Raw genomic sequence first — 20345 nt, 5'->3', positions numbered from 1 at the left:
GGCATGCGGAACGACCAGTTTGGCCCGGCGCAGCACCGCTTGCCAAGCAGATAGTCGCTTTTCCGGCTGAAGCGAGCCTCAAACGGTCACCACGATCTTGCCTAACTGTTCGCCTGCTTCCAGAAAACGGTGCGCCTCGGCGATCTTCTCGAACGGAAACGTCCTGGCGATGACCGGCTTCAGCGCGCCTGCGGCGAGGCCGTCGAGGATGAAGGCCTTGGCGGCTTCAAGCCGGGCGGGATCGCCGGTGATCTCGTGGACGAGGTAGCCGCGCAGCGTCAACGTTTTCGTCAGGACATCGAACAGCGGGAACGGCGTCGGCTCGGGGCTGATGCCGCCATATTCGATGAGAATGCCGCCGCGCGCCATGGCGGCCGTAAGCGGCGTGAAGATCGGGCCGCCGACCGCGTCGAGGACGACGCGAACGCCTTGCGGTGCGATCTTCCTCAGCCTCGCTTCGATATCCTCCTCGGCCAAGGCCACCACATGCGCCGCGCCGGCGTCGAGCAGCGCCGTCTTCTTGGCCGATGTTCGGGTGACGGCGATCGGCACCGCGCCAATTCTGTTGGCGATCTGGATGGCGGCCAGTCCGACGCTGCTCGACGCGGCGGTGATGACGACAGGCTCGTCAGGGCCGAGACGTGCGATATCGACCAGCGCGCCATAGGCGGTGAGATATTGCATCCATGTCGCGGCGGCGGCTTCGAACGAGAGCGATGGCGGATGTTTCACCACAAGCTCGGCGGGGAAATTCACGAGCTCGCCATAGGCCGGCCAGCGCGCCATCGAGCGCGGCGGGATGATGCTGACCGCATCGCCCAATGCGAAGACTTCCACGCCGGCTCCCACCGCCTCGAGGATCCCCGCCGCTTCGAGGCCGAGGCCCGACGGCAGCGTCGGCGTCTCGATGTAAGAGCCGTTGCGCATCAAGGCTTCGGCGCGGTTCAAGCCCAGCGCCCTGACGCGGATCCGCACCTCGCCGGGTCCCGGCGACGGAACATCCATATCCTCGATGCGAAGCACCTCGGGACCGCCGTGACTGTGAAAGCGAACAACCCTTGCCATGCCTGAAACTCCAAACCCAACCGATGGAATGGACTATGCAGCGGTATCGAGAACCGATAAATCGGCACACAGGCAGAACAGTCGAAACGATTGGTTTTGAATATGGATCGCCTCGAAAGCATGGAGGTGTTCGTCAAGGCTGTCGATCTCGGCTCGTTCGCGGCCGCCGCGGCGGCGCTCGACCTGTCGGGGCCGATGGTCGGCAAGCATGTCCGCTTCCTCGAAGAGCGGCTCGGCATGCGGCTCATCAACCGCACCACGCGCCGGCAAAGCCTGACCGATTTCGGGCGCGCCTATTACGAGCGCTGCCGCATCGTGCTGGCCGAAGTGCAAGCGGCCGATGCCTTGGCAGCCGATCAGTTGTCCGAGCCGCGCGGCACACTGCGCGTGACGATGCCGGCGCATTTCGGTCGCCACTGCGTCACGCCGATCCTAATCGAGCTGGCCCGGCGTTATCCGACGCTGGAATTGGACCTGTCGCTCAGCGATCGCTTCGCCGATCTCGTCGAGGACGGGTTCGACCTGGCGATCCGCACCGGCACGCTGGACGACAGGGCCGGCATCATCGCGCGCTGCGTCGCGCGCCAGCGCATGATCGTCTGCGCGTCGCCGTCCTACATCGAAAGCTTCGGCCGACCGCATCAACCCGAAGACATAGCCAGCCATCAAGCGATCGTCTACCGGCGGCTCGGCCAGGCGCTGCAGCCATGGCTGTTTACGCGCGACGATGACTCGGTGACGCAGATCGCCCCGGCCGGCCGGCTGCGGCTCGACGACCTCGACGCCATCGCCGATGCGGCAACCGACGGCATGGGACTGGCCTGGCTGCCATACTGGCTGGTGCGACAACGCATCGAGGGCGGCACACTGGTCCGCCTGCTGCCTGAGCAACGCGACTATCTCTATGACTGCCATGCGCTCCGGCTGCAGGCGCCGCATCTGCCGCTGAAAGTGCGGCTGGCCGTCGACGCGCTGGCGGTGGGATTGCCGAAGATGATGAGCTAAGTCCACGCCGATTTCAGTCACTGCATCACACCGAGCCACGTCAGCACCTTCGTCGCGAACAGATGATCGTAAGCCCCGAAACCTTCAGCACTGCGGCGGGTTCGACGGTCTATGCGCTGGAAGTCTCATGCCTTTCACACCGTAGAGCGCAGAAGGGCCTGCATGTGTTCTGGCAGGTCGAGCTCGCCGCGCGCCTCGATCTCCAAAAGGTATCGGGCCTTGGCCAGGCGGTCGCCTTGCTTGACCACCCGATAGGCGCAGATGGCCAGCAGCGCCCTCTCCTCCTCTCGGCCGGCCTCGATGTGGTCACGGCTATGGCTGCCCCTTTTGTGGACGGCCTTGCCGAACGCTGCGTACGCTGCCTTGTGCGCCTCAATCAGGGCGAACAGGTCATTGGATGGTTGCCGGTCAGGCCTCGGCGCCTTCGTGCCGTGACCGTTTGCTGCGACGGTCGAGGCGACGACCGCGCAGCCGGAGTGAAAGAGCAAGGCGCGGCGGCTGATCCTGGACGTGGCGAACTCTCCTCTTCACTTTACGGCAGGTCCGAGCGGATGCCGTGAACATCACCAACACCGTAACACAACGGTTCGCGCATTCATGTCAGGATGGAATAGCGAGGAAAACGCGCTTGAGGCTCGAGCGCGAAATATTCGAGCCGGCGGCGGCCGACCGGGACCGGAGCCGATGAAGGGATCGACATCCAAATGCAGGCCGAGCGCTTCGCCGGTCTGATCGGCGGATTCCCGACGCAGATAAGAAAAAGGCCGGGCGCGAAAGCGGCCCGGCCAAAGTATGAAGGTCATAACCTTCAGAGGGGAACATCGCCCGGCGCAATGGGAGGAAAACACCGAGCGATGGTTCCTATGTGGGCCTGAAGCGGCATATTTTCCACGAACGGAATTCCAAAAAAGACGGGAAACGCGAAAAAATCTCGCTCAATCCAACGAAATCGTCAGCCGATGGCCGCTGCTTTTTCCAGAAGATCGGCATAGTGACGCCGCGCCACGTCGGGATGCGACCGCAGGCGGCTTTTCAGCACATTGGTTCCGACGTTGCGGAAGAGCGGATTGTCGGGATCACTGGCCGGGCCGCGCGCTTCGGCCGCCAGTTCCTCGGGCAGATCGAGCAGCGGGATGGTGGCGTCAAGCCGGGCGCTGAAGAAGAACGGCACCGAAATCCGTTCCACGCCGGCCGGCGGCGTGACGACGCGATGCACGGTTGCCCTGAGATAGCCATTCGAGGCGAGTTCAAGCAGCTCGCCGATGTTGACGACGAGTGTTCGCGGGATCGGGTCGACATCGACCCAGCTGCCGTCATATTCGACCTGCAGGCCCTTGTTCTCGTCCTGCAGCAGAAGGGTGAGGAAGCCGCCATCCTTATGCGCGCCGACGCCTTGGTCGTCGCCGGTGGCATTGCGGCCAGGATAGCGCACGATCTTCATGCGATGGTTCGGCTCATCGCGATAGATCGGATCGAAAGCATCCTCCGGCTGGTCGAGCGACAGCGCGAAGGCTTTCAGCAGCCGGATCGCCACATCGGTCGCCTTGGCCTGCCAGGCAAGCAGCGCGGGCCTCAGATCGGGAAGCGCGGCAGGCCACTGGTTCGGACCCTGCAGCCGCGTCCAGGCCGGCACGCCCGGCCCTTGCGCAATCGTCGTGCGCTCGACGCCGATGTCGAGCTGCTCACGCCAGTCGGCTTTGCCTTTGGTCAGCTCGCCGCCGGCGCGCGTATAGCCGCGAAACTGTGGCGACTTGACCATTTCGATGTCGAGCTTGTCGGCCTCCGGCAAGGCGAAGAAGCGGCGCGCGGCGCCCAGCACTGCATCGATCTCCGGCTGGGTAATGCCGTGGCCGCTCAGATAGAAGAAGCCGACATCGCGCGCGGCGGTACGCAGATCGAACAGAAATGTCCGCAGTTCCGATGCGCCCTGCTCCAGGCGGTCGAGATCGAGCACCGGGATTATTCTGGCCATGGACAGGCTCCTCTTGGCGGTAACTCTTTGTTTTTCGCAATCCCGGACGGAAAACTGCTGCGCACTTTCACGGAATTGCTCGCTTTAGTTTTGGCGCAATTCCGAACGGAAAACCGCTACGCACTTTTCCTGGAATTGCTCTAGCGACCCCTTGGCACGATTACATGCGCGCCATTGCGGGTGAAGAAACGCACCGCCCAATCTCGTTGCAAACGGAGCAAGCCGGCGCTCAATTCCCGTCTTTTGCGGCAAATTGCGTTCGCGCCGGCGCCCTTGCTCGCCCGGTCAGCGATGGTCCAGCCGAGCGACAAGGCGGTCGCCGATCCACTGGATGCCGCAGACGAGCACGATGAGAACGACGACCACGGCGACCATGACGCTGGTCTCAAAGCGTTGGTAGCCGTAGCGGATGGCCAGGTCGCCGAGACCGCCGGCACCGATGGCGCCGGCCATGGCCGAGGCGCCGACCAGCGTCACCAGCGTCACGGTAAAGCCGGCGACGATGCCCGGCAGCGCTTCCGGCACCAGCACCTCGCGGATGATCGTCCAGCGATTGCCGCCCATGGCGCGCGCCGCCTCGATCAGCCCGTGGTCCACCTCACGCAGCGACACTTCGGCGATGCGGGCGTAGTAGGGCGTGGCGGCGATCGACAGCGGCACGATCGCCGCCCAGGTGCCGATTGAGGTGCCGACGATCAGCCGGGTCACCGGGATCAGCGCCACCAGCAAGATGATGAAAGGAACCGACCGGAAGCCGTTGATGACGGCGCCGAGAGTACGGTTGACCCAAAGGCTCTCGGCGATGCCGCCGCGATCGGTGGCGACCAAGGCAAGGCCGAGCGGCAGGCCGAAGACGAGCGATATGATACCGGACGCGCCGGTCATCAGCACCGTTTCCCAGATCGAGCGAAGCAGGAGTTCAAACAGGACCGGCGACATGGCCAAGCACCTCCACCCGCGCGCCGCGGTCCTTCAGGAATGTCGTCACCCGCGCAACATGCGCGGCTTCAGCGCCGGCAACGGCCAGGAACAGCGTGCCGACAGGCTGACCTTGGACATGATCGACGCCGCCCTGCACCAGGCGGAATTGGCCTGGTACCGCTGCGGCAAGATCGGAAAGCAAAGCACCGCGCGCTGCCTCGCCGGCCACATCGATCCGGAGAATCGTTTCCGCGCCTTCGCCCGGAATCAATCGGCTGGCGATCTCGGGCGGCAATTGCGGCCGGATGCTGCCGAGCAGGCTGCGGGTGATCTCCGATTCCGGATTGGCGAAGACCTGCCAGACGGCCCCTTCCTCGACGATCCGGCCGGCATCGATCACCGCCACGCGGTCGGCGATGGAACGGATCACCTCCATCTCGTGGGTGATGAGCAGGATTGTGAGACCGAGCCTGGAATTGATGTCCTTGAGCAGCGCCAGGATCGAGCGCGTCGTCTCCGGATCGAGCGCCGAGGTCGCCTCGTCCGACAAGAGCAGCGCCGGCCGCGCGGCGAGCGCCCTGGCGATGCCGACGCGCTGTTTCTGCCCGCCCGACAGCGAGGTCGGATAGGCCTTCGCCTTCTCCGAGAGGCCGACCACTTGCAGCAGCTCCGCCGCGCGCGCCATGCGCTCGGCGCGCGGGCGGCCCTCGATCTTGAGCGGCAGCGCGACATTCTCCTCGACGGTCTTGGCCGACAGAAGGTTGAAGTGCTGGAAAACCATGCCGATGCGGCGGCGCAGCGGCTGCAGTTCACGCTCGCCCAGACGACTAATCTCGCGGCCCTCGATGAAGACCTCGCCGGAATCCGGCCGCTCCAGGCCGTTCAGGCAGCGGATCAATGTCGACTTGCCGGCACCGCTGCGGCCGATGATGCCGAGGATTTCGCCCTTGCGCACCGTGAGCGAGACGCCGTCGAGCGCCGGCGTCGCGCCGAAGCGGTGCTTCAGGCCGACGAGGCGGACAACGTCTTCCCGCCTGGTCGGCTGGATGTGGATCGGATCGGCCCGTTCGGCCGTGACATGCTGGTTCATTTCCATGTCCGTTTCTGTGCCGCGCAAACGCGACGGCGGCCCGCTCAGCAGCGGGCCGCCTATTTCTGGCAGCCAGGCGCCGATCAATAGGCGCTGATCCCGGTGCCCTTGTAGACCTTGTCGAACTCGGCCTTGACCGTCTCGTTCTGATACGAGGCGACCAGCGTCTTCACCCAGGGCTCGTTCTCGCTTCCGGCCTTGACAGCGATGAAGTTGCGGTAGGGATTGTCTGCCACCGGCTCCTGCGCGATGCGGTTTTCCGGGCCGAGGCCGCTCTTCAGCGCCCAGTCGGTGTTGACGACGGCGGCGTCGAGATCGTCCACCGAGCGGCCGACGATGCCGGCGTCGAGTTCCTTGATCTCGAGCTTCTTCGGGTTGTCGGCAATGTCGGCGGTCGTCGCCAGGATGCCCGTGCCGTCCTTGAGCTTGATCAGGCCTTCATGCTCCAGGACATGCAGTGCGCGCCCTTCGTTGGAAGGATCATTCGGCAGGCCGATCACCGCGCCTTCGGGCAAATCGGCGACCTTGGCATGCTTCTTCGAATAAAGGCCGATCGGCCAGACGCCGGTATAGCCGACCGGCACGATGTGGTAGCCTTGCGTCTTGATCTGGTTGTCGAGGTAGGGCTTGTGCTGGAAGGCATTGGCGTCGATCTCGCCGCGCTCCAGCGCCTCGTTGGGCTGGGTGTAATCGTTGAAGACGACGGTCTCGATGGTCAGCCCTTTCTTGGCCGCCTCGGCCGTGACGACGCGCCAGACATCCTCATCCTCACCGCTGATGATGCCGACCTTGATCGACTTCTTGTCCTCGCCGAAGGATGGCGACGGCGCACCAAGACTGATGACGGCCAATGTCGTGGCGAGAAGCACGCCAAGTCCGGCGCGCCTGGTGACTGACGTAACGAGAGACTTTGAAGCGTCGGACATGATGCGTTCCTTGCAATCCTGAAATCAGTTCGGCCTGGCGGAATGCGAAGCCTTGTTTTCAGGATCATCAATGCTGCCTCATCGGGCAAAGAAGCGCATTTCCTCTGAAGCGGAGTGCGGGAAATATTCTCTCAAAGATTTGATGACTTGGAGCATGCCCGGTGAGCGGATGTTCGATATCGTAAAGGCGGCAGCGCCTATGAAGCGCGCCGGGCAAGGCGCAAGGGCAATCGGTCGCCTCCCGGCAGCGACGAGACGGACGGCAAGCCGCGCGCCTCCTGCGTGGCAAAGCCCAATCGGGTCAGGCAGGCCCGCGCCAGGGCCGCATTGCTGTCGATGACCAATACTCCGGCCGAATCGTTGAGGCTGGCGGCCACCACGGACAGTTCGGTGCAGCCGAGAAGTGCCATATCGGCGCCGGCCATTTGCGCGAGATCGAGCGCGCGCTCAGTCTCAGCCGCGGCTTCCGCAATCGCGCCTGCCTTTACGAGATTGATCGCGCTGTCGACGCGTTCCTGGAATTCCGCGTCTGCCGGAACGCAGACCTCGAACCCCGCCGGCGAAATCCTGTCCTGATGAAAGCCGGAGGCAAGCGTGCCCCGGGTTGCGAGGTTCGCAACTCTGCCCCGGTCCAGGCTCCGGCGGATCTCCGCCACCACCGCGTCGCCGATGTGGATGATCTCGGCTGGCGAGTTCGCCGCCAGCTTTTCGTACCAATGATGGGCGGTGTTGCAGGGCATAGCGATACAGGAAACGCCGAGCGCGTTGAGCGTCGAGACCGCAGCTTGCAGCGGCGCCAGCGGCCCGTCATGACCAGCCAGGATCGCTTCGGTCCTGTCAGGCAGTTGCGGCACGCTGAGGATGACGGAAGGCACATGCTCGTTGTCGCGCAGCGCCCCGGTCATCCGGGTCAGCTTAAAGTAGAAGTCGGCCGATGCGAGCGGCCCAAGACCGCCGATGATGCCGAGCTGCGGACGGATGCCGTCGTCGATCATCGGGCGGGCTCGGCTTCGAGCTCTTGCGCGACGGTTTCAGCAGCCTGCGCCGCTTCCCGATGGCTGGGCGCGATCATTGCCGTGCTTGCGGCCACGGTGGAGACGCTGGACAGCGTCATCAGCGTGTCCACGGCCGCGTCCACCGCGACGAACAGGACGAACGCCGCCTCGAAGGGAAGCTTCAGATAGCCACAGACAATGGACATCTGCGACAGGATGAGCAGGCTGCCCATGCCGCCTGTCGTCAACGCCAGAAGCGCGGAGACGACACCGACAAGCAAGAGGTCCGGGATCGCCAGGGGATGGCCGTAGAGCTGGGCGATGAACAGGACGCCCGAGGTGTAGACCAGCGCCGGGCCGGTCCGCAGAAGCGCAGCCTGCAGGGGCACGAGCAGCTCGACGACCACCAGATTGAACCTCAGGCGCTCTGTCAAAAGGTTGATGACCCAGGGCAGCGAGGCGACCGTGGAGCGCGTTGTGATGGCCACCATCAGAAGCGGCTGAAGGGTCTTGATCGTGGCCCAGTAGCTTCGCCGCGAGCGTATGGCGATGACGGCAAACGCGCCGGCGAGGAATGTCACGCAGGAAAGGCCCATCACCAGCAGGTAGCCACCCATCAGCATCAGCGGCTTGATGCCGGTCGACGCGGTCTGGTCGGCGATCAGGATGAAGGTCGCGAAGGGCAATCCCCAGACGAACCAGTTGGTCAGCACCGTGCAGGCCTTGTACACCGCGTTGAGCGCCTGTGAGAGGCTGAGCGACGAGGGCTGGGGAATCTTGCCCATCGCGAGCCCGAAAAGCAGGCAGAACAACAGGACCTGGATGGTCTGGCCCGAGGCCAGCGCGTTGAAAACGTTGTTCGGCACCAGATCCAGGAAGATCGAATGTCCGCTGTTCGGATCCCCGGTCGGCGGCGGCTGGAAGGGGAATGCGAGATCGGTGGAGACGCTGCCTTGCGAATTGATGAACTCGCCGAGCTCGATGCGCGACTGCGGGTTCTCGATCTGGCCGGGCTTGAGGATCAGCGAATATGTGCCGCTGACCAGCACGGCGAGGAACGACACGACCAGTACCGCTATGCCGACTTTGCCGAGATAGCGGACCGATTTCGGGTCCTGGACCATGGCGGTGATGGAGAAGATCACCGACGAGACCAGATAGGGCAGGACGACCATCTTGAGGAAATTCAGGTAGACCTGCGCGACAGGGCTGATCGCATGGGCGAAGGCCGGGTAATAGAGGCCGCACAGGATCCCGGCCAGGATCATGATGATCGTCGTCGCCGGCGAGCGCAGGATGCGCTTTGCCGCCAGGCGCCAATCGAAAGGCATGGCTGCGGCTACATCCGAGACGGCCATTGTCAGGCTTTGCTCCCCTGGCGATAACGCGCGATGATCTCGTCGGTGTTGAGGACCTGCTGGCCTCGCGCGAGATCGAGATAGAGATCGACGAAGGCCGCCAGATGCGGGTTGGCCGGGCTGATCCCGACGGCGATCGTGTCGACCTTGTCGGTCAGCGTGATCGAGCGTGCGACCACCGTCATCGACGGATCGTCGACCATCAGCTTCTTGATCTCGAAATCGTCGCGATAGGCGAGGTCGATCGTGCCGTTGCGGATCGCATCGATGACCGTGTTCCAGCCGGCGAAGCGCTGGATAGTGGCGTGCGGAAACGTGGCGGCCGCGTAGGTGGCGAAGGACGAGCCTTCGATCACGCCGAGATCGCCGGAGAAATCACGGATGATCTGTTCAGCCGGCTTGCCCTGCGTGATGCGCGCCAGGTTGACGCGGTTCGCCAGCAGCCCCTGGTGCAGCATGGCATAAGGCCGCGAATAGAGGATCGAGCGGCCGCGCCGGAGGGTGCGGCTCAGCTTGCCGATCGCCAGGTCCGCCTGGCCGGACGTCAGCTGCTGCACCATGGCGTCGAAGGTCCCGGCTGATCGGTCGAACACCGGTTCGACGCCGAGTTCCGCGGCTATGCCACGCGCCAGGTCCATATCGATGCCGCTCTCCCCAGAGCCGTCGGCCGGGAAGAAGGGATCGGAAGCGAAAGCCGGCATGGCGATGCGTAGCTTGTTGTCGCTGACGATGGGTTTGGGAGCGTCTTGCGCCTGGGCCGGCGTGGCCAGGGCTTGCGCTTGCGCGAGCAGCAGCCCTCCGCCTCCGGCTGCAAACAGCGTGCGACGTGTAAGCGGCATGCGCATTTCTCTATCGTGCAGGAGAGCCGGACAACAATTCTGACCGATGCGCAGTATGCACGCCGAAGTTAAGTAAAGGTATCTTTTGTTTTGCGCTTTTTTACATTGCAGACGGCCGAAATGGCCTCAGGATACATGCATACTTTCTAAAATAAACGAGTCCGCGGCGGGGCGTGTTGTTGCCCGGTTCGTGCGAGGGATCGTCAGAACGTCTCGACCCAGGGCCTCAGCTCGACCTCGAAGCTCCACGCGCTGCGATGCTGGCGATGGACGGAGAGATAGGTCTCGGCGATCGCATCGGGCGAGAGGCGACGATCCGGCCGGTCGGACTCGGGCACCTGTCCGGCCGGCTCGATCTGGCCGTCGATGATGAAATGGGCGACGTGGATGTTCTTCGGGCCGAGCTCGCGCGCCATCGATTGCGCCAGCCCGCGCAGGCCGAATTTCGGCATGGCGAAACCGGCGGAGCCGGAGAACCCTTTCAGGCTTGCGCTGGCGCCGGTGAACAGGATCGAGCCGGAACCACGTGCAAGAAGCCGGCGCGCCGCCTGCTGGCCGACAAGGAAGCCGCCATAGGCGCCGACGAGCAGGGCTTGCTTGACCGCTTGCGCGTCGAGTTCGGCGATTGGGCCGCGCGTGCGGCCGCTGGCGTTGAAGACGGCAATTTCGAGGGGACCTGCCTTGTCGGCCGTCTCGAAGAGGCGCTCCACGGAGGCTGCGTCCGATACGTCTGTTTCGAGGGCCTGCGCGCCGGTTTCCTTGACCAGCGCGGCCAGTTTGTCGACGTTGCGGGCGGCAAGGACGACACGGAAACCCTCCTTGGCGAGAAGCCGCGCCAGTGAGGCGCTTAACCCGGAGCCGGCGCCCGCGATCACTGCGACATTGGCTGCCATGGCGTTTTCTCCTTGCGATAGTCCATCCGGGCAGTCGCCCGGCCGATGGTCTTGTTCGCAGCCTCGCGCCTTCTTCGCCGAGAGGCAAGAACGGCGTTGCTCCGTTTTCACCATTCGATGCAAAAAGCCGTCGGTCTATGCGCCGCCTGCTCGGGTGTAGCGAGACACTTGCCTGCCGCGCCGATCCGTCCGACACGTGAATGAAGGGCGATTCGAGGAACGACCATGGAACCAATCTGGGCCGTCGGCCTGATGACCGGCACGGTGCTCGACGGCAATATCGACGTGGCGCTGATCAAGACGGACGGAGAGCGCATCGCCGACACCGGCACCTACACGCTGGCTCCCTATCCGCAATCGATCTGCGCCCTGCTGGAAGAAACGCTGCGCCAGGCGCGCGCCTGGAATTTCGAAGGGCCGGAGCCGGCGATTTTTCGCGAAGCCGAGGAGGCGCTGACGCGCGCGCAATCGGCGGCGGTCAGGGATCTGGTCGAGGGCCAGGGCATGAGCATGGCCGATATCGGCGTCGTCGGCTTCCACGGCCAGACCGTGCTGCATCGCGCCCCGCAGCCGGGACGCATCGGCCGCACCCGCCAGCTCGGCGATGGCGAGCTGATGGCCTCGCTGCTCGGCACCAAGGTCGCCTATGATTTCCGCTCGGCCGATGTCGCGGCCGGCGGGCAAGGCGCGCCTTTGGCAGCCGCCTATCATGCCGCGTTGCTTAAAGAGGCGGACGCCAGCGGCGACACCGCGGTGCTCAATCTCGGCGGTGTCGGCAACATCACATGGTGGGACGGCAAAGACGCAATCGTCGCCTTCGACACCGGTCCGGCCAATGCGCCGGTCAACGATTTCATCAAGTCGAAAGGCCTGGGCGAGATGGACCGCGACGGCAGGCTGGCCGCCGCAGGCAAGGTCGACGAGGAACGGCTCGCCAGGCTCTTGCAGCATCCGTACCTGACGAAGCCCTATCCGAAATCGCTCGACCGCTTCGACTTCACCGCGGCGATGGCCGAAGGGCTGAACGCCGAGGATGGCGCAGCATTGCTGACCGCCTTCACCGTCTCGGCCGTCGGCAAGGCGCTCGACCTGTTGCCGCGTCGACCGAAGCGGCTCGCGGTCAGCGGCGGCGGCCGTCACAATCCGACGATGATGGCAATGCTCGAGAGCCGCGCCGGCGTCGAAGTGGTGCAGGCCGAGACGCTCGGATGGAAGGGCGACGCGGTCGAAGCAGAGTGTTTTGCTTTCCTCGCCGTGCGCGTGCTGCGCGGCCTGCCGATCAGCTTTCCGAGCACCACCGGCGCGCCAAAGCCGATGCGCGGCGGAAAACTGGCGGGCTGATCAGGCCGACAGCTTCTTCTGCAGGAAGACACGGCTGCGGCCGATGGGGAAGTCAGGCAACGATCCGAATGGTTGGTAGCCCTGGCGCCGGTAAACCTTCTCGGCGATCGGATTGAAAGTGTCGATCCAGGCGCTGTGGCAGCCGCGCGCGGTAGCCTCCTGTTCGGCCGCGTCGAGCATGCCGGCGGCAATGCCTTTTCCGCGCAGTCTTTCGTCGACCCACAGCCACTGCACGTAGAGCCAGCCCCAGGCGGTGTAGCCGGAAATACCGGCAACGAGGGTGCCGGTATTTCCGCGCACGAAAACCGCGAGCGACTTTCGGCCTGACGCTCCGACATCGGCATCGTTGAAAGCGGTAAGGCTTCCGCCCAGGAAAGCGAGGTCCTGCGGCGAGGGTTCGGCGGTGATCTCGAGACTCGTCTTCATCGGCTGCGACTCCGGTTCGCAAGCCAGCCTTAGAGCAATTCCAGGAAAAGTGCGAAACAGTATTCCGGCCGCAAGCGAAGACTGAGGCCTGTTACCGAGGACCGACTGACCGCCACGCCGCTGCGCCCGCCGCCACCAGCATCAGTGCCGCCGCGATCAGCGCGCAATTGGCGAAGCCGAGGCTCGTGTAGAGCGGGCCGAAGCCTGCCGTGCCGACGGTGACGGCGAGATAGGTGACCGCGCTGTTCAAGCCCATGATGGTGCCGCGCCGCGACGGGTCGAGCGCGGTGAGGCGCATGACCAGCACGTTCAGCCCGAAATGGTTGGCAAGGCCCCAGACCCCGATCGTCGCGATCAGCAGGCCGAAGCCGCCGCTTGCCAGGGCAATCGCGACATAGACGGCGGCGACCAGCAGATAGGCAAAGGGCATGACGCGACGGGCGCCGAGGCGATCGATAACGCCGTCGAGCAAGGCGGCCGCGCCGAAGCCGAGACCGTAGGCGACCGCCGCCAGGCCATTGGCGCTGACCGGCTCGCCGAGGGCTTGGTGGAGATGATCGCCGAGATAGCCGTAGACGCCGTAGAAGGCGGTCATGAAGGCGCCACAGGCAATGAGCAGCGGCAGGATGCCGGGAACGGCGAGCGCGCCAAGCGGCGACGGCGCTGGGCCGCTTTTCTTGGTATCGTGCAGCGAACTCATCGCCAGGCCGGCAACGGCCGTTCCTGCGAGCATTGCAACGGCCGCGAAGACGGCACGCCAATGGATGAGATCGGCCAGCACCGCCGACAGCGAGACGCCAGCGACCATGGAAAGCGTCCAGCCGGTTAGCACGACGCCGATGGTGCCGCTCTCGCGGCCGGGCGGCGCGATCGCGGCCGAGCTGGCATAGATCGCCGGCATGGCGATACCGGCGGCGATGCCGGCAACGAGCTGGGCGGCCACCAGCATCGCCACCGTCGGCGCCAAGGCGCTGGCGACCAGCGCGATGGCCAGCAGCAGCAATGCGCCCTGAAGCATGCGGCGCGCGCCGATCCGGTCGATGTAGCGGGCAAGGAAGAGCGCGCTGGCCGACGTGCCGAGGCCGAAGGCGGCGGCAGCCGACATCACCGCCGGCACGCTGGCGCCGAACGATGCCGCGACGGCCGGCGCGATCGGTCCGAGAACAAGCGAATTGGAGCCGATTACGGCGATGCAGCCGGTCAGCAGATAGGCCGTGGCCGGGATCGGCGCGCGCGGCGCCTCAGTCATAATTACTGATTGATTGCTGTTCGACATATCATCATAATGGCCGAATTAAATTCCGCATCAATGGAGAATTTCCATATGGACGCAGAAACAGATGACATTCAGCGGAACAAGCATCCAGCCCGGGAGGTCGACCCTATCGACCGAAAGATATTAGGCGTCCTGGTCGAGGACGCGACCATCAGCTATGCCGAGCTCGGTGAGCGCGTCGGCCTGTCGGCGCCGGCGGCGCATGAGCGGGTCAAGCGGCTGAAGCGCAGCGGCGCCATCCGCGCCACATCGGCGATCATCGATCCGAGGGCGGTGAAGAAGCCGCTGCTTGCCTTCGTGCATATCGACACAAGGGGCTGGGGCAAGACGCCGGAGCTGATGGCGGTCTCGAAATATCCGGAGGTCGAGGAGATCCACACGGTCGCCGGCGACACCTGCATGCTGCTCAAGGTGCGCACCGAGGACACGCGCGCGCTGGAGGGCCTGCTGGCCCGTCTCTATGACACGCCCGGCGTCACCTCGACACGCAGCTATGTGGTGCTCTCGACCTATCTCGAGCGGCCGGTGCAGCCCGAGATCACGAACGAATGGCCGGCGCCGAAACATATGGCGACACCGGTTTATTAAGTCGCCGTGAGCTGGCGGCGCGTGGAACGCGCCAGCAGGTAAATCGCCGCGACATGCGTGATCATCAGCAGCGGCACGTAGAGGATCGGGATCGCGTAAGCCGCGCCCAACTGTCCGGCCTGCCCCGGAAGGTCGAGCACGGTGCCGTGATAATAGTCGCCGACAATGTCCACCACGCCTACGAGGTTAAAGGCGACGACCAGCGGCCAGAAGATCACAGGCCTCGCCACGGTGAATAGCGTCAGCATGGCGAGCAAGCCGGTGGCGAAGTCGCCATAGGCGGCGAAGCTTGCGAAGGCAGGTGCAAGGTCGGGGCCCACGACGCCCGGGATGAGGAAGACGAGCCCGAAGAAGCGGAAGCTGTGCAGCGTTGCGATGGCGCGCTGCGCCTCTATCGGCTCCATCGACCTCAGCCTTGGCCAGATATAGGCGGCGAAGCAAAGCAGCCACGGCACGTAGCCGAGCACGAGATGGATGTTGAAGATCATCGCAGGTGACATCTTCGCCTCCTATCAAGCCTTGGCCGGAACGGCCTCGAACACTGCCGTCAGAATGCCCAGCCGTCCCTCCATGAGATTTCGCCCGAGATTGGTGGCGAAGTCGGCGAAACCCTGGCCCATGACGACCCCGAGATTCAGGGACGGCGGCGGGCCGGAGGCACGGAGCTCGGCAAACCAGGCCTTGGCGGCAGCCGTGTCGTCGCGGCGGACGAGCGTGCCGAAGCCGGCGGCTTCGATCGCCTCGCAGGTCGCCTCGGCCGTCAGCAGGAAGCTTTCGCGCGGCGTCTTCGCCCAGGGCACCGGATAGTGCGGATCGCCGCCATTGAGCACGACGTCGAAGGTCGCGAATTTTCCACCCGGTTTCAGCACGCGCCTGATCTCGCGGTAGAGCAACGGCCGGTCGGCGATGTTCATCGCCACATGCTGCAAGAGCGCGGCATCGAAACGGCTGTTTTCGAAAGGCAGCGCCAGCGCGCTGCCGGCTTCGAACGACACTTTGTCGTCTTGGCCGGTGCGCGTGGTCAGGTAACGCGCGGCCTCGACGAAGGGTTCGCTGAGATCGACGCCGGTCACCGCGCAGCCATAGGTCTCGGCAAGAAACCTGGCCGGCCCGCCGACGCCCGATCCGACGTCGAGCACGAACATGCCGGCGGTGATGGCGGCAAGGTTGGCGAGCTCCGCCGTCGCGGCCAGCCCGCGGGTATGGAACTGGTCGAGGGTCGCCAGCTGTTCGGGCTTCAGCCGCTGTTGCTCAGGCCCAAACACCGCCAGTGCGTTCTTCAATCGATCGGTCAAGCCGGTCGCGCGATAGTGATCGCGCACGCGATCGAGTTCATCGGTCATTGCCACTTCCCTTCAGGCTTCCAAAGTCATGGAAGAAATACGGCCGCTTTCCGCGAACCACTATCCACGATAATGTCGATGGGTCATGAAGCAGAACTTCACAGTCAGGCACGGCGCGCTCGACGGCGTCGAAGCATTCCTGAGCGTCGCAAGGCATCGCAATTTCCGCAAGGCGGCCGCCGAGCTCGCCGTCACGCCGTCAGCGATCAGCCAGGCGATACGAACGCTCGAGGCGCGCATCGGCACCGCGCTGTTCATCCGCACGACTCGCAGCGTCGGCCTTACCGAAGCCGGCGAGCGCTTCTTCGCCCGCGCACGGCCCGCCTTCGAGGAACTGATCGCGGCGAGCGAGATCGCGCGCGGGATGGGCCAGCGGCCGGCGGGGCTCTTGCGCCTCTCGGTACCGCCGGCCGTGGTGCCGATGCTGCTGGAGCCGATGGTCGCCTCCTTCTGCCAGACCTATCCCGAGATCGAGCTGGAGATCGTCGCCAGCGGCGAGCTCGCCGATCTCGCCGCCGAGGGATTCGACGCCGGCATCCGGATGGGCGACTTGATCGCGCCCGACATGGTCGCGGTCCGTCTGACGCCCTCCTTTCCGATGGCGGTCGTCGGCAGTCCGGACTACTTGCGCCAGCGCGCGGCGCCCGAGCGCATCGAGGACCTGCGCGACCACGCCTGCCTGCGCCTGCGCCGCTCGAATGGTTCGGTCGCGCCCTGGTCCTTTGTCGACGGCAACAAGGCCGTCGAGGCAATCGTGTCGGGACCGCTCATCGCGCACGACTACCCGTCGCTGCTCGGCGCGGCGATCCAGGGTGTCGGGCTGGCACAGGTGCCGGGCCCGATCGCCGAAGCGCCGATCGCCGACGGGCGACTGCAGGCGCTGCTCGGCCGCTTCGCGGTAACCACGCCGGGCGTTTTCCTGTATTATCCGGAAAGGCACCAAGTGCTGCCCAAGCTGCGCGCTTTCATCGACCACATCAGGCAGCCGGGCGGCGCTGACGTCCCCCGAAGCGCTCGGGCAGGCGGCGGCAAAGCTGATGCTTCGAAGGCCCGTGAAGGCGGTTGAGCCAGGCAATAAGCCGCTCGACCGAACAGAGCGGCTTCGGCGATGCCGGCCGCATGCGCCGCGCCTTCATGAGGAGCTTCGGCCAACCACCGCAAGCGATCCGGCGTGCGGAACGCGAAGGTAACGCTTCTAAACCCTTATCCCTTGTGCCACGCAAGCATTCTGCGGATCTCCTCGCGTTTTTCTTGCGACAGACCCGAGAGTAAGTCCTCGTCCAGATATCCTTGCCGGATGAGAGTTGCGAAAACGACGGTCAGTTGCGAATAGCGATAGTCGAACGTCCGATCCAAATCGCGACGTTGCTCCTTCAGATATTCCTCGACCTCCCACATCTCGGAGGGTGTGGTCGCGGCGTTCGCCCGTCTTTTGAATTCGGCCATGATGCTGGCCAGTGCCCTCTCAAGAGCCTTGTCATATGCGGCGCGGGCAACTTTCTTTTCAGAGGGCGACCAACTAAGCTCATTCAAGGTCATAGGACATCTTCCACGAAGGAGTCGGGCGGTGGATATTATCCTAACCGGGTCGCCTTTGTGACCTGTTTTCCGCTTCGCCGCACCTTGGCGGAACACCGCGCATGGCGGCCATCATTCTGCGGCGCGAGATGCGATCAGTGATCGAATACGTTCCGCATCCGACTGCGTGACGGGATTGTAGACGATCATGCCGAGTTCCGGGCGGCCGTCGACCGCGAAGACCGAGAACTCCAGCTCGATCAGTCCGATCTCGGGATGCCGCAGACGCTTCACGCCCTCGCCATGCGCCGCAACGACGTCATTGTCGCGCCACAGTGCCGCGAACTCGGGGCTGATCCTGGAAAGCTCCTCGACCAGTTCCGTGACCTCCGCGCCGGCGCCGGCGCGGACGGCGTCGGCTCTGAAGGATCCGACCACGAAACGCGCGACGCTCTGCCAGTCGTCCTGCGCGTCACGCACGCGCGAATTGCCGAACATCAGGCGCAGGATGTTGCGCTGCTCGCGCGGCAGCTTGGAATAGTCCGTCAGCATCGCGGCCGCCGCACGGTTCCAGGCAACCACGTCCCAGGTCGCGGTCTTGATGATCGCCGCGCTCGGGTCCAAAGCGTCGAGGACACGCTGGAGTCGCGGCGTCACGCTGTCCACGCTTTTGTAGCGAACTTCCGGAGGCCGCCCGAGACCAAGCATGAACAAATGCTCGCGTTCGGGCTCGGTCAGCATCAGCCCGGTCGCGATGCGGTTGAGCACGTCGGCGGACGGCGCGCCGCCCCGCCCCTGCTCCAGCCAGGTATACCAGGTCGGGCTGATATTGGCGCGCTGCGCCACCTCCTCGCGGCGCAAACCTTGTGTGCGCCGGCGCCCCGTGGCGAAACCGAAGGCGGCGGGATCGAGCCGCATGCGGCGATCGCGAAGAAAGGTGCCAAGCCTGTTGGTCGTCTCGACGGGCATTGCGAACCTATTGACCATTATACCATGATAAAGTCACTACTTTAACAGAATGATTTATAGCGCAAATAAGGCCTCCGAACAACCACAGGAGACCCTCCCATGCGTGTATTCCTTACCGGCGCGACCGGCTTCATCGGTTCCAGGATCGTGCCCGAACTTCTTGCCGCCGGCCATAAGGTGCTTGGCCTGACCCGCTCCGACGCCGGTGCGCGGTCGCTTGTTGCCGCCGGCGCCGAGCCGCATCGCGGCGACCTCGAAGACCTCGACAGCCTGCGCGACGGCGCGGCGAAATCGGATGCGGTGATCCACACCGCCTTCGACCACAATTTCTCGAATTTCGCCGCGAATTGCGAGAAGGACAAGCGCGTCATCGAAGCGCTGGGCGGCGCGCTCGCCGGCTCGGACCGGCTGCTCATCATCACGTCGGGTGTGGGCATGGGATCCGCCGAACACGGACAGCCGGCGAGAGAAGACGTGTTCAATACCGACCATCCCAATCCGCGCATCCTGTCGGAGCTTACCGGCGCGGCGATGGCGGAGAAGGGCGTCAAGGTGTCGGTGGTGCGGCTGCCGCAGGTGCATGACACGGTGAAGCAAGGCCTGATCACACCGCTGATCGCGCAGACGCGCGCCAAGGGCGTGTCCGCCTATCTTGGCGAAGGCCGCAACCGGTGGTCGGCGGCGCATGTGCTGGATGTCGCGAAGCTCTACCAGTTGGCGCTGGACAAGCAGGAAGCCGGCGTGCGCTACAACGCCGTCGCGGAGGAGGGCATTCCGGTGCGCGAGATCGCGGAAGTGATCGGCGCCGGTCTCGACGTGCCGGTGGTCTCGCTCTCGCAGGAAGAGGCTGCCGACCATTTCGGATGGCTTGCCATGTTCGCCAGCCTCGACATGCAAGCGTCGAGCGAATGGACGCGTGCGCATCTCGGCTGGCAGCCTACCGGATCCGGCCTCATCGCCGATCTCGAGCGAATGGATTACAAGCAGGCGGCCGCAGCCTAGCCTGGTCCTCCGGCGGTTCAGCGACCCGGCTGAACCGCCGTTCGCTCTAAGCTCGAAGCAGATCCGCCAAGCTGTCGGACTTCTCCACCTTGTCGGTAAGGTCGAGTCCGGACAGCAGGTCGACCAGATGGCTGTTCATCAGGGCGGCGGCGTCGGCGCTGTCGCCGGCCTCGATCGCGTCGACCAGCGCGTGGTGGGCGTGCTTCTCGCAGGTGGCGTCGCGGCGCTTCCAGTAGAGCGCGATGATTAGCGAGGAGTGCGAAACGAGATCGCGCACGAAGTTGGTGAATACCGAATGCGCGGCGATCTCGGCGATGCCGACGTGGAAGCGCGCCGACAGCATGATGGCGTCGCTGTCGCGGCCGGCATGCAGCGCGTCGTGCTCCTTCTCCAGGTGTGACCGCAATTGCACGATATCGGACGGCACCGCCGTCCTGGCGGCGAGCGCGGCCACCTTGGGTTCGATCAGCGCCCTCGCCTCGAACACCTCCCGAGCCTCGATCTTCGACGGCTGCGCGACAAAGGCGCCGCGATTGGGCTCCAGCCGCGCCAGCCGGTCATGGGCAAGGGCCTGCAGCGCGGACCGGACCACCGTGCGGCTCACCGAATAGATCGAGGCCAACTCGTCTTCCGGCAATTTGGTACCCGGCGCGAGACGATGGCTGACGATGGCGTCCCTCAGCCCATAATAGATCGGCGACCAGCGCGCGGCCGGCTTGTCGTCCCGATCTTCTTCCTTGAGTACCGTCAACATGCTTTCAATGCGCAGGCCCGAAATGGCCCGATCTGCCCCCCAAATCGCCGGCAGCCCATCCAAT

The 20345-nt window shown here is 64.7% G+C and carries 22 protein-coding genes; 5 read left to right on the top strand and 17 right to left on the bottom strand.

Going from position 1 to position 20345, the window contains the following annotated elements:
• Positions 1 to 78: 78 nt before the first annotated feature.
• Entirely contained in the window at positions 79 to 1065 is a 987-nt protein-coding gene (locus LB515_RS07565) for a zinc-dependent alcohol dehydrogenase family protein (protein ID WP_224707302.1), read from the bottom strand.
• Positions 1066 to 1167: 102 nt separating this feature from the next.
• On the opposite strand from LB515_RS07565, the gene LB515_RS07560 reads away from it, so the two are divergent.
• Positions 1168 to 2070, top strand: a complete 903-nt coding sequence (locus LB515_RS07560; protein ID WP_224707301.1) for a LysR family transcriptional regulator — start codon at positions 1168 to 1170, stop codon at positions 2068 to 2070.
• Positions 2071 to 2204: 134 nt separating this feature from the next.
• Here LB515_RS07560 and LB515_RS07555 read toward each other — a convergent pair whose 3' ends face one another.
• The 9 genes from LB515_RS07555 to LB515_RS07515 all read right to left on the bottom strand — a co-directional run bounded on the left by LB515_RS07555 (position 2205) and on the right by LB515_RS07515 (position 11064).
• Positions 2205 to 2558, bottom strand: a complete 354-nt coding sequence (locus tag LB515_RS07555) for a hypothetical protein (protein WP_224707299.1) — start codon at positions 2556 to 2558, stop codon at positions 2205 to 2207.
• A 464-nt stretch (positions 2559 to 3022) separates the two neighbouring features.
• Positions 3023 to 4042 carry an isopenicillin N synthase family dioxygenase gene (locus tag LB515_RS07550; RefSeq protein WP_224707298.1) on the bottom strand — a complete coding sequence of 340 codons (1020 nt, stop codon included), beginning with the start codon at positions 4040 to 4042 and terminating at the stop codon, positions 3023 to 3025.
• A 285-nt stretch (positions 4043 to 4327) separates the two neighbouring features.
• On the bottom strand, positions 4328 to 4981 hold the full coding sequence (locus LB515_RS07545; protein ID WP_140844297.1) for a methionine ABC transporter permease: 654 nt from the start codon (positions 4979 to 4981) through the stop codon (positions 4328 to 4330).
• Positions 4962 to 6053, bottom strand: coding sequence for a methionine ABC transporter ATP-binding protein (locus tag LB515_RS07540; protein ID WP_224707297.1), 1092 nt, complete (start codon positions 6051 to 6053; stop codon positions 4962 to 4964). The genes LB515_RS07545 and LB515_RS07540 overlap by 20 nt, the downstream gene beginning before the upstream one ends.
• Before the next feature lie 83 nt (positions 6054 to 6136).
• Positions 6137 to 6979: a MetQ/NlpA family lipoprotein gene (locus LB515_RS07535; RefSeq protein ID WP_224601130.1), complete on the bottom strand. Its 843-nt coding sequence runs from the start codon at positions 6977 to 6979 to the stop codon at positions 6137 to 6139.
• Positions 6980 to 7176: 197 nt separating this feature from the next.
• The gene (locus LB515_RS07530) at positions 7177 to 7974 is read right to left on the bottom strand and encodes an aspartate/glutamate racemase family protein (protein ID WP_224601129.1); all 798 of its coding nucleotides are present in this window, start codon (positions 7972 to 7974) and stop codon (positions 7177 to 7179) included.
• Positions 7971 to 9332, bottom strand: a complete 1362-nt coding sequence (locus LB515_RS07525) for a dicarboxylate/amino acid:cation symporter (RefSeq protein ID WP_224527825.1) — start codon at positions 9330 to 9332, stop codon at positions 7971 to 7973. The genes LB515_RS07530 and LB515_RS07525 overlap by 4 nt, the downstream gene beginning before the upstream one ends.
• 2 nt (positions 9333 to 9334) lie before the next feature.
• On the bottom strand, positions 9335 to 10171 hold the full coding sequence (locus LB515_RS07520; protein ID WP_224527822.1) for a substrate-binding periplasmic protein: 837 nt from the start codon (positions 10169 to 10171) through the stop codon (positions 9335 to 9337).
• A gap of 203 nt (positions 10172 to 10374) precedes the next feature.
• On the bottom strand, positions 10375 to 11064 hold the full coding sequence (locus LB515_RS07515) for an SDR family NAD(P)-dependent oxidoreductase (protein WP_224544300.1): 690 nt from the start codon (positions 11062 to 11064) through the stop codon (positions 10375 to 10377).
• A gap of 225 nt (positions 11065 to 11289) precedes the next feature.
• Here LB515_RS07515 and LB515_RS07510 point away from each other — a divergent pair, with 225 nt between their 5' ends.
• Entirely contained in the window at positions 11290 to 12405 is a 1116-nt protein-coding gene (locus LB515_RS07510; RefSeq protein ID WP_224707296.1) for an anhydro-N-acetylmuramic acid kinase, read from the top strand.
• On the opposite strand, the gene LB515_RS07505 is transcribed toward LB515_RS07510, so the two are convergent.
• Together LB515_RS07505 and LB515_RS07500 are read right to left on the bottom strand one after the other, a co-directional pair.
• On the bottom strand, positions 12406 to 12831 hold the full coding sequence (locus LB515_RS07505) for a GNAT family N-acetyltransferase (protein ID WP_224707295.1): 426 nt from the start codon (positions 12829 to 12831) through the stop codon (positions 12406 to 12408).
• Between the two features lie 91 nt (positions 12832 to 12922).
• Complete coding sequence (locus LB515_RS07500) at positions 12923 to 14107, bottom strand: MFS transporter (RefSeq protein ID WP_224707294.1); 1185 nt, start codon at positions 14105 to 14107, stop codon at positions 12923 to 12925.
• 48 nt (positions 14108 to 14155) lie between these two features.
• On the opposite strand from LB515_RS07500, the gene LB515_RS07495 reads away from it, so the two are divergent.
• Complete coding sequence (locus tag LB515_RS07495) at positions 14156 to 14695, top strand: Lrp/AsnC family transcriptional regulator (protein WP_224638504.1); 540 nt, start codon at positions 14156 to 14158, stop codon at positions 14693 to 14695.
• Here LB515_RS07495 and LB515_RS07490 read toward each other — a convergent pair.
• Together LB515_RS07490 and LB515_RS07485 are read right to left on the bottom strand one after the other, a co-directional pair.
• Positions 14692 to 15195 carry a hypothetical protein gene (locus LB515_RS07490; protein ID WP_224707293.1) on the bottom strand — a complete coding sequence of 168 codons (504 nt, stop codon included), beginning with the start codon at positions 15193 to 15195 and terminating at the stop codon, positions 14692 to 14694. The two genes, LB515_RS07495 and LB515_RS07490, sit on opposite strands and share 4 nt — an antisense overlap.
• A gap of 12 nt (positions 15196 to 15207) precedes the next feature.
• Positions 15208 to 16038 (bottom strand): class I SAM-dependent methyltransferase, encoded by an 831-nt coding sequence (locus tag LB515_RS07485; protein WP_224707292.1) that lies wholly within the window; start codon positions 16036 to 16038, stop codon positions 15208 to 15210.
• A gap of 85 nt (positions 16039 to 16123) precedes the next feature.
• On the opposite strand from LB515_RS07485, the gene LB515_RS07480 reads away from it, so the two are divergent.
• A complete protein-coding gene (locus LB515_RS07480; RefSeq protein WP_224707291.1) occupies positions 16124 to 17104 on the top strand; it encodes a LysR family transcriptional regulator in 981 nt (326 codons plus the stop codon).
• A gap of 137 nt (positions 17105 to 17241) precedes the next feature.
• Here LB515_RS07480 and LB515_RS07470 read toward each other — a convergent pair whose 3' ends face one another.
• Together LB515_RS07470 and LB515_RS07465 are read right to left on the bottom strand one after the other, a co-directional pair.
• On the bottom strand, positions 17242 to 17577 hold the full coding sequence (locus tag LB515_RS07470) for a hypothetical protein (RefSeq protein WP_224601119.1): 336 nt from the start codon (positions 17575 to 17577) through the stop codon (positions 17242 to 17244).
• A gap of 111 nt (positions 17578 to 17688) precedes the next feature.
• Positions 17689 to 18543 (bottom strand): helix-turn-helix transcriptional regulator, encoded by an 855-nt coding sequence (locus tag LB515_RS07465; RefSeq protein ID WP_224707290.1) that lies wholly within the window; start codon positions 18541 to 18543, stop codon positions 17689 to 17691.
• Positions 18544 to 18624: 81 nt separating this feature from the next.
• Here LB515_RS07465 and LB515_RS07460 point away from each other — a divergent pair, with 81 nt between their 5' ends.
• Positions 18625 to 19527: an SDR family oxidoreductase gene (locus tag LB515_RS07460; protein WP_224707289.1), complete on the top strand. Its 903-nt coding sequence runs from the start codon at positions 18625 to 18627 to the stop codon at positions 19525 to 19527.
• 46 nt (positions 19528 to 19573) lie between these two features.
• On the opposite strand, the gene LB515_RS07455 is transcribed toward LB515_RS07460, so the two are convergent.
• Positions 19574 to 20281 (bottom strand): GntR family transcriptional regulator, encoded by a 708-nt coding sequence (locus LB515_RS07455; RefSeq protein WP_224629425.1) that lies wholly within the window; start codon positions 20279 to 20281, stop codon positions 19574 to 19576.
• Positions 20282 to 20345 lie beyond the last annotated feature (64 nt).

The organism is Mesorhizobium sp. CA15, assembly GCF_020165215.1.
GTDB lineage: Bacteria > Pseudomonadota > Alphaproteobacteria > Rhizobiales > Rhizobiaceae > Mesorhizobium.
Note: the sequence above shows the minus strand (reverse complement) of the source record. Positions and strands in the feature narration are given on the sequence as shown.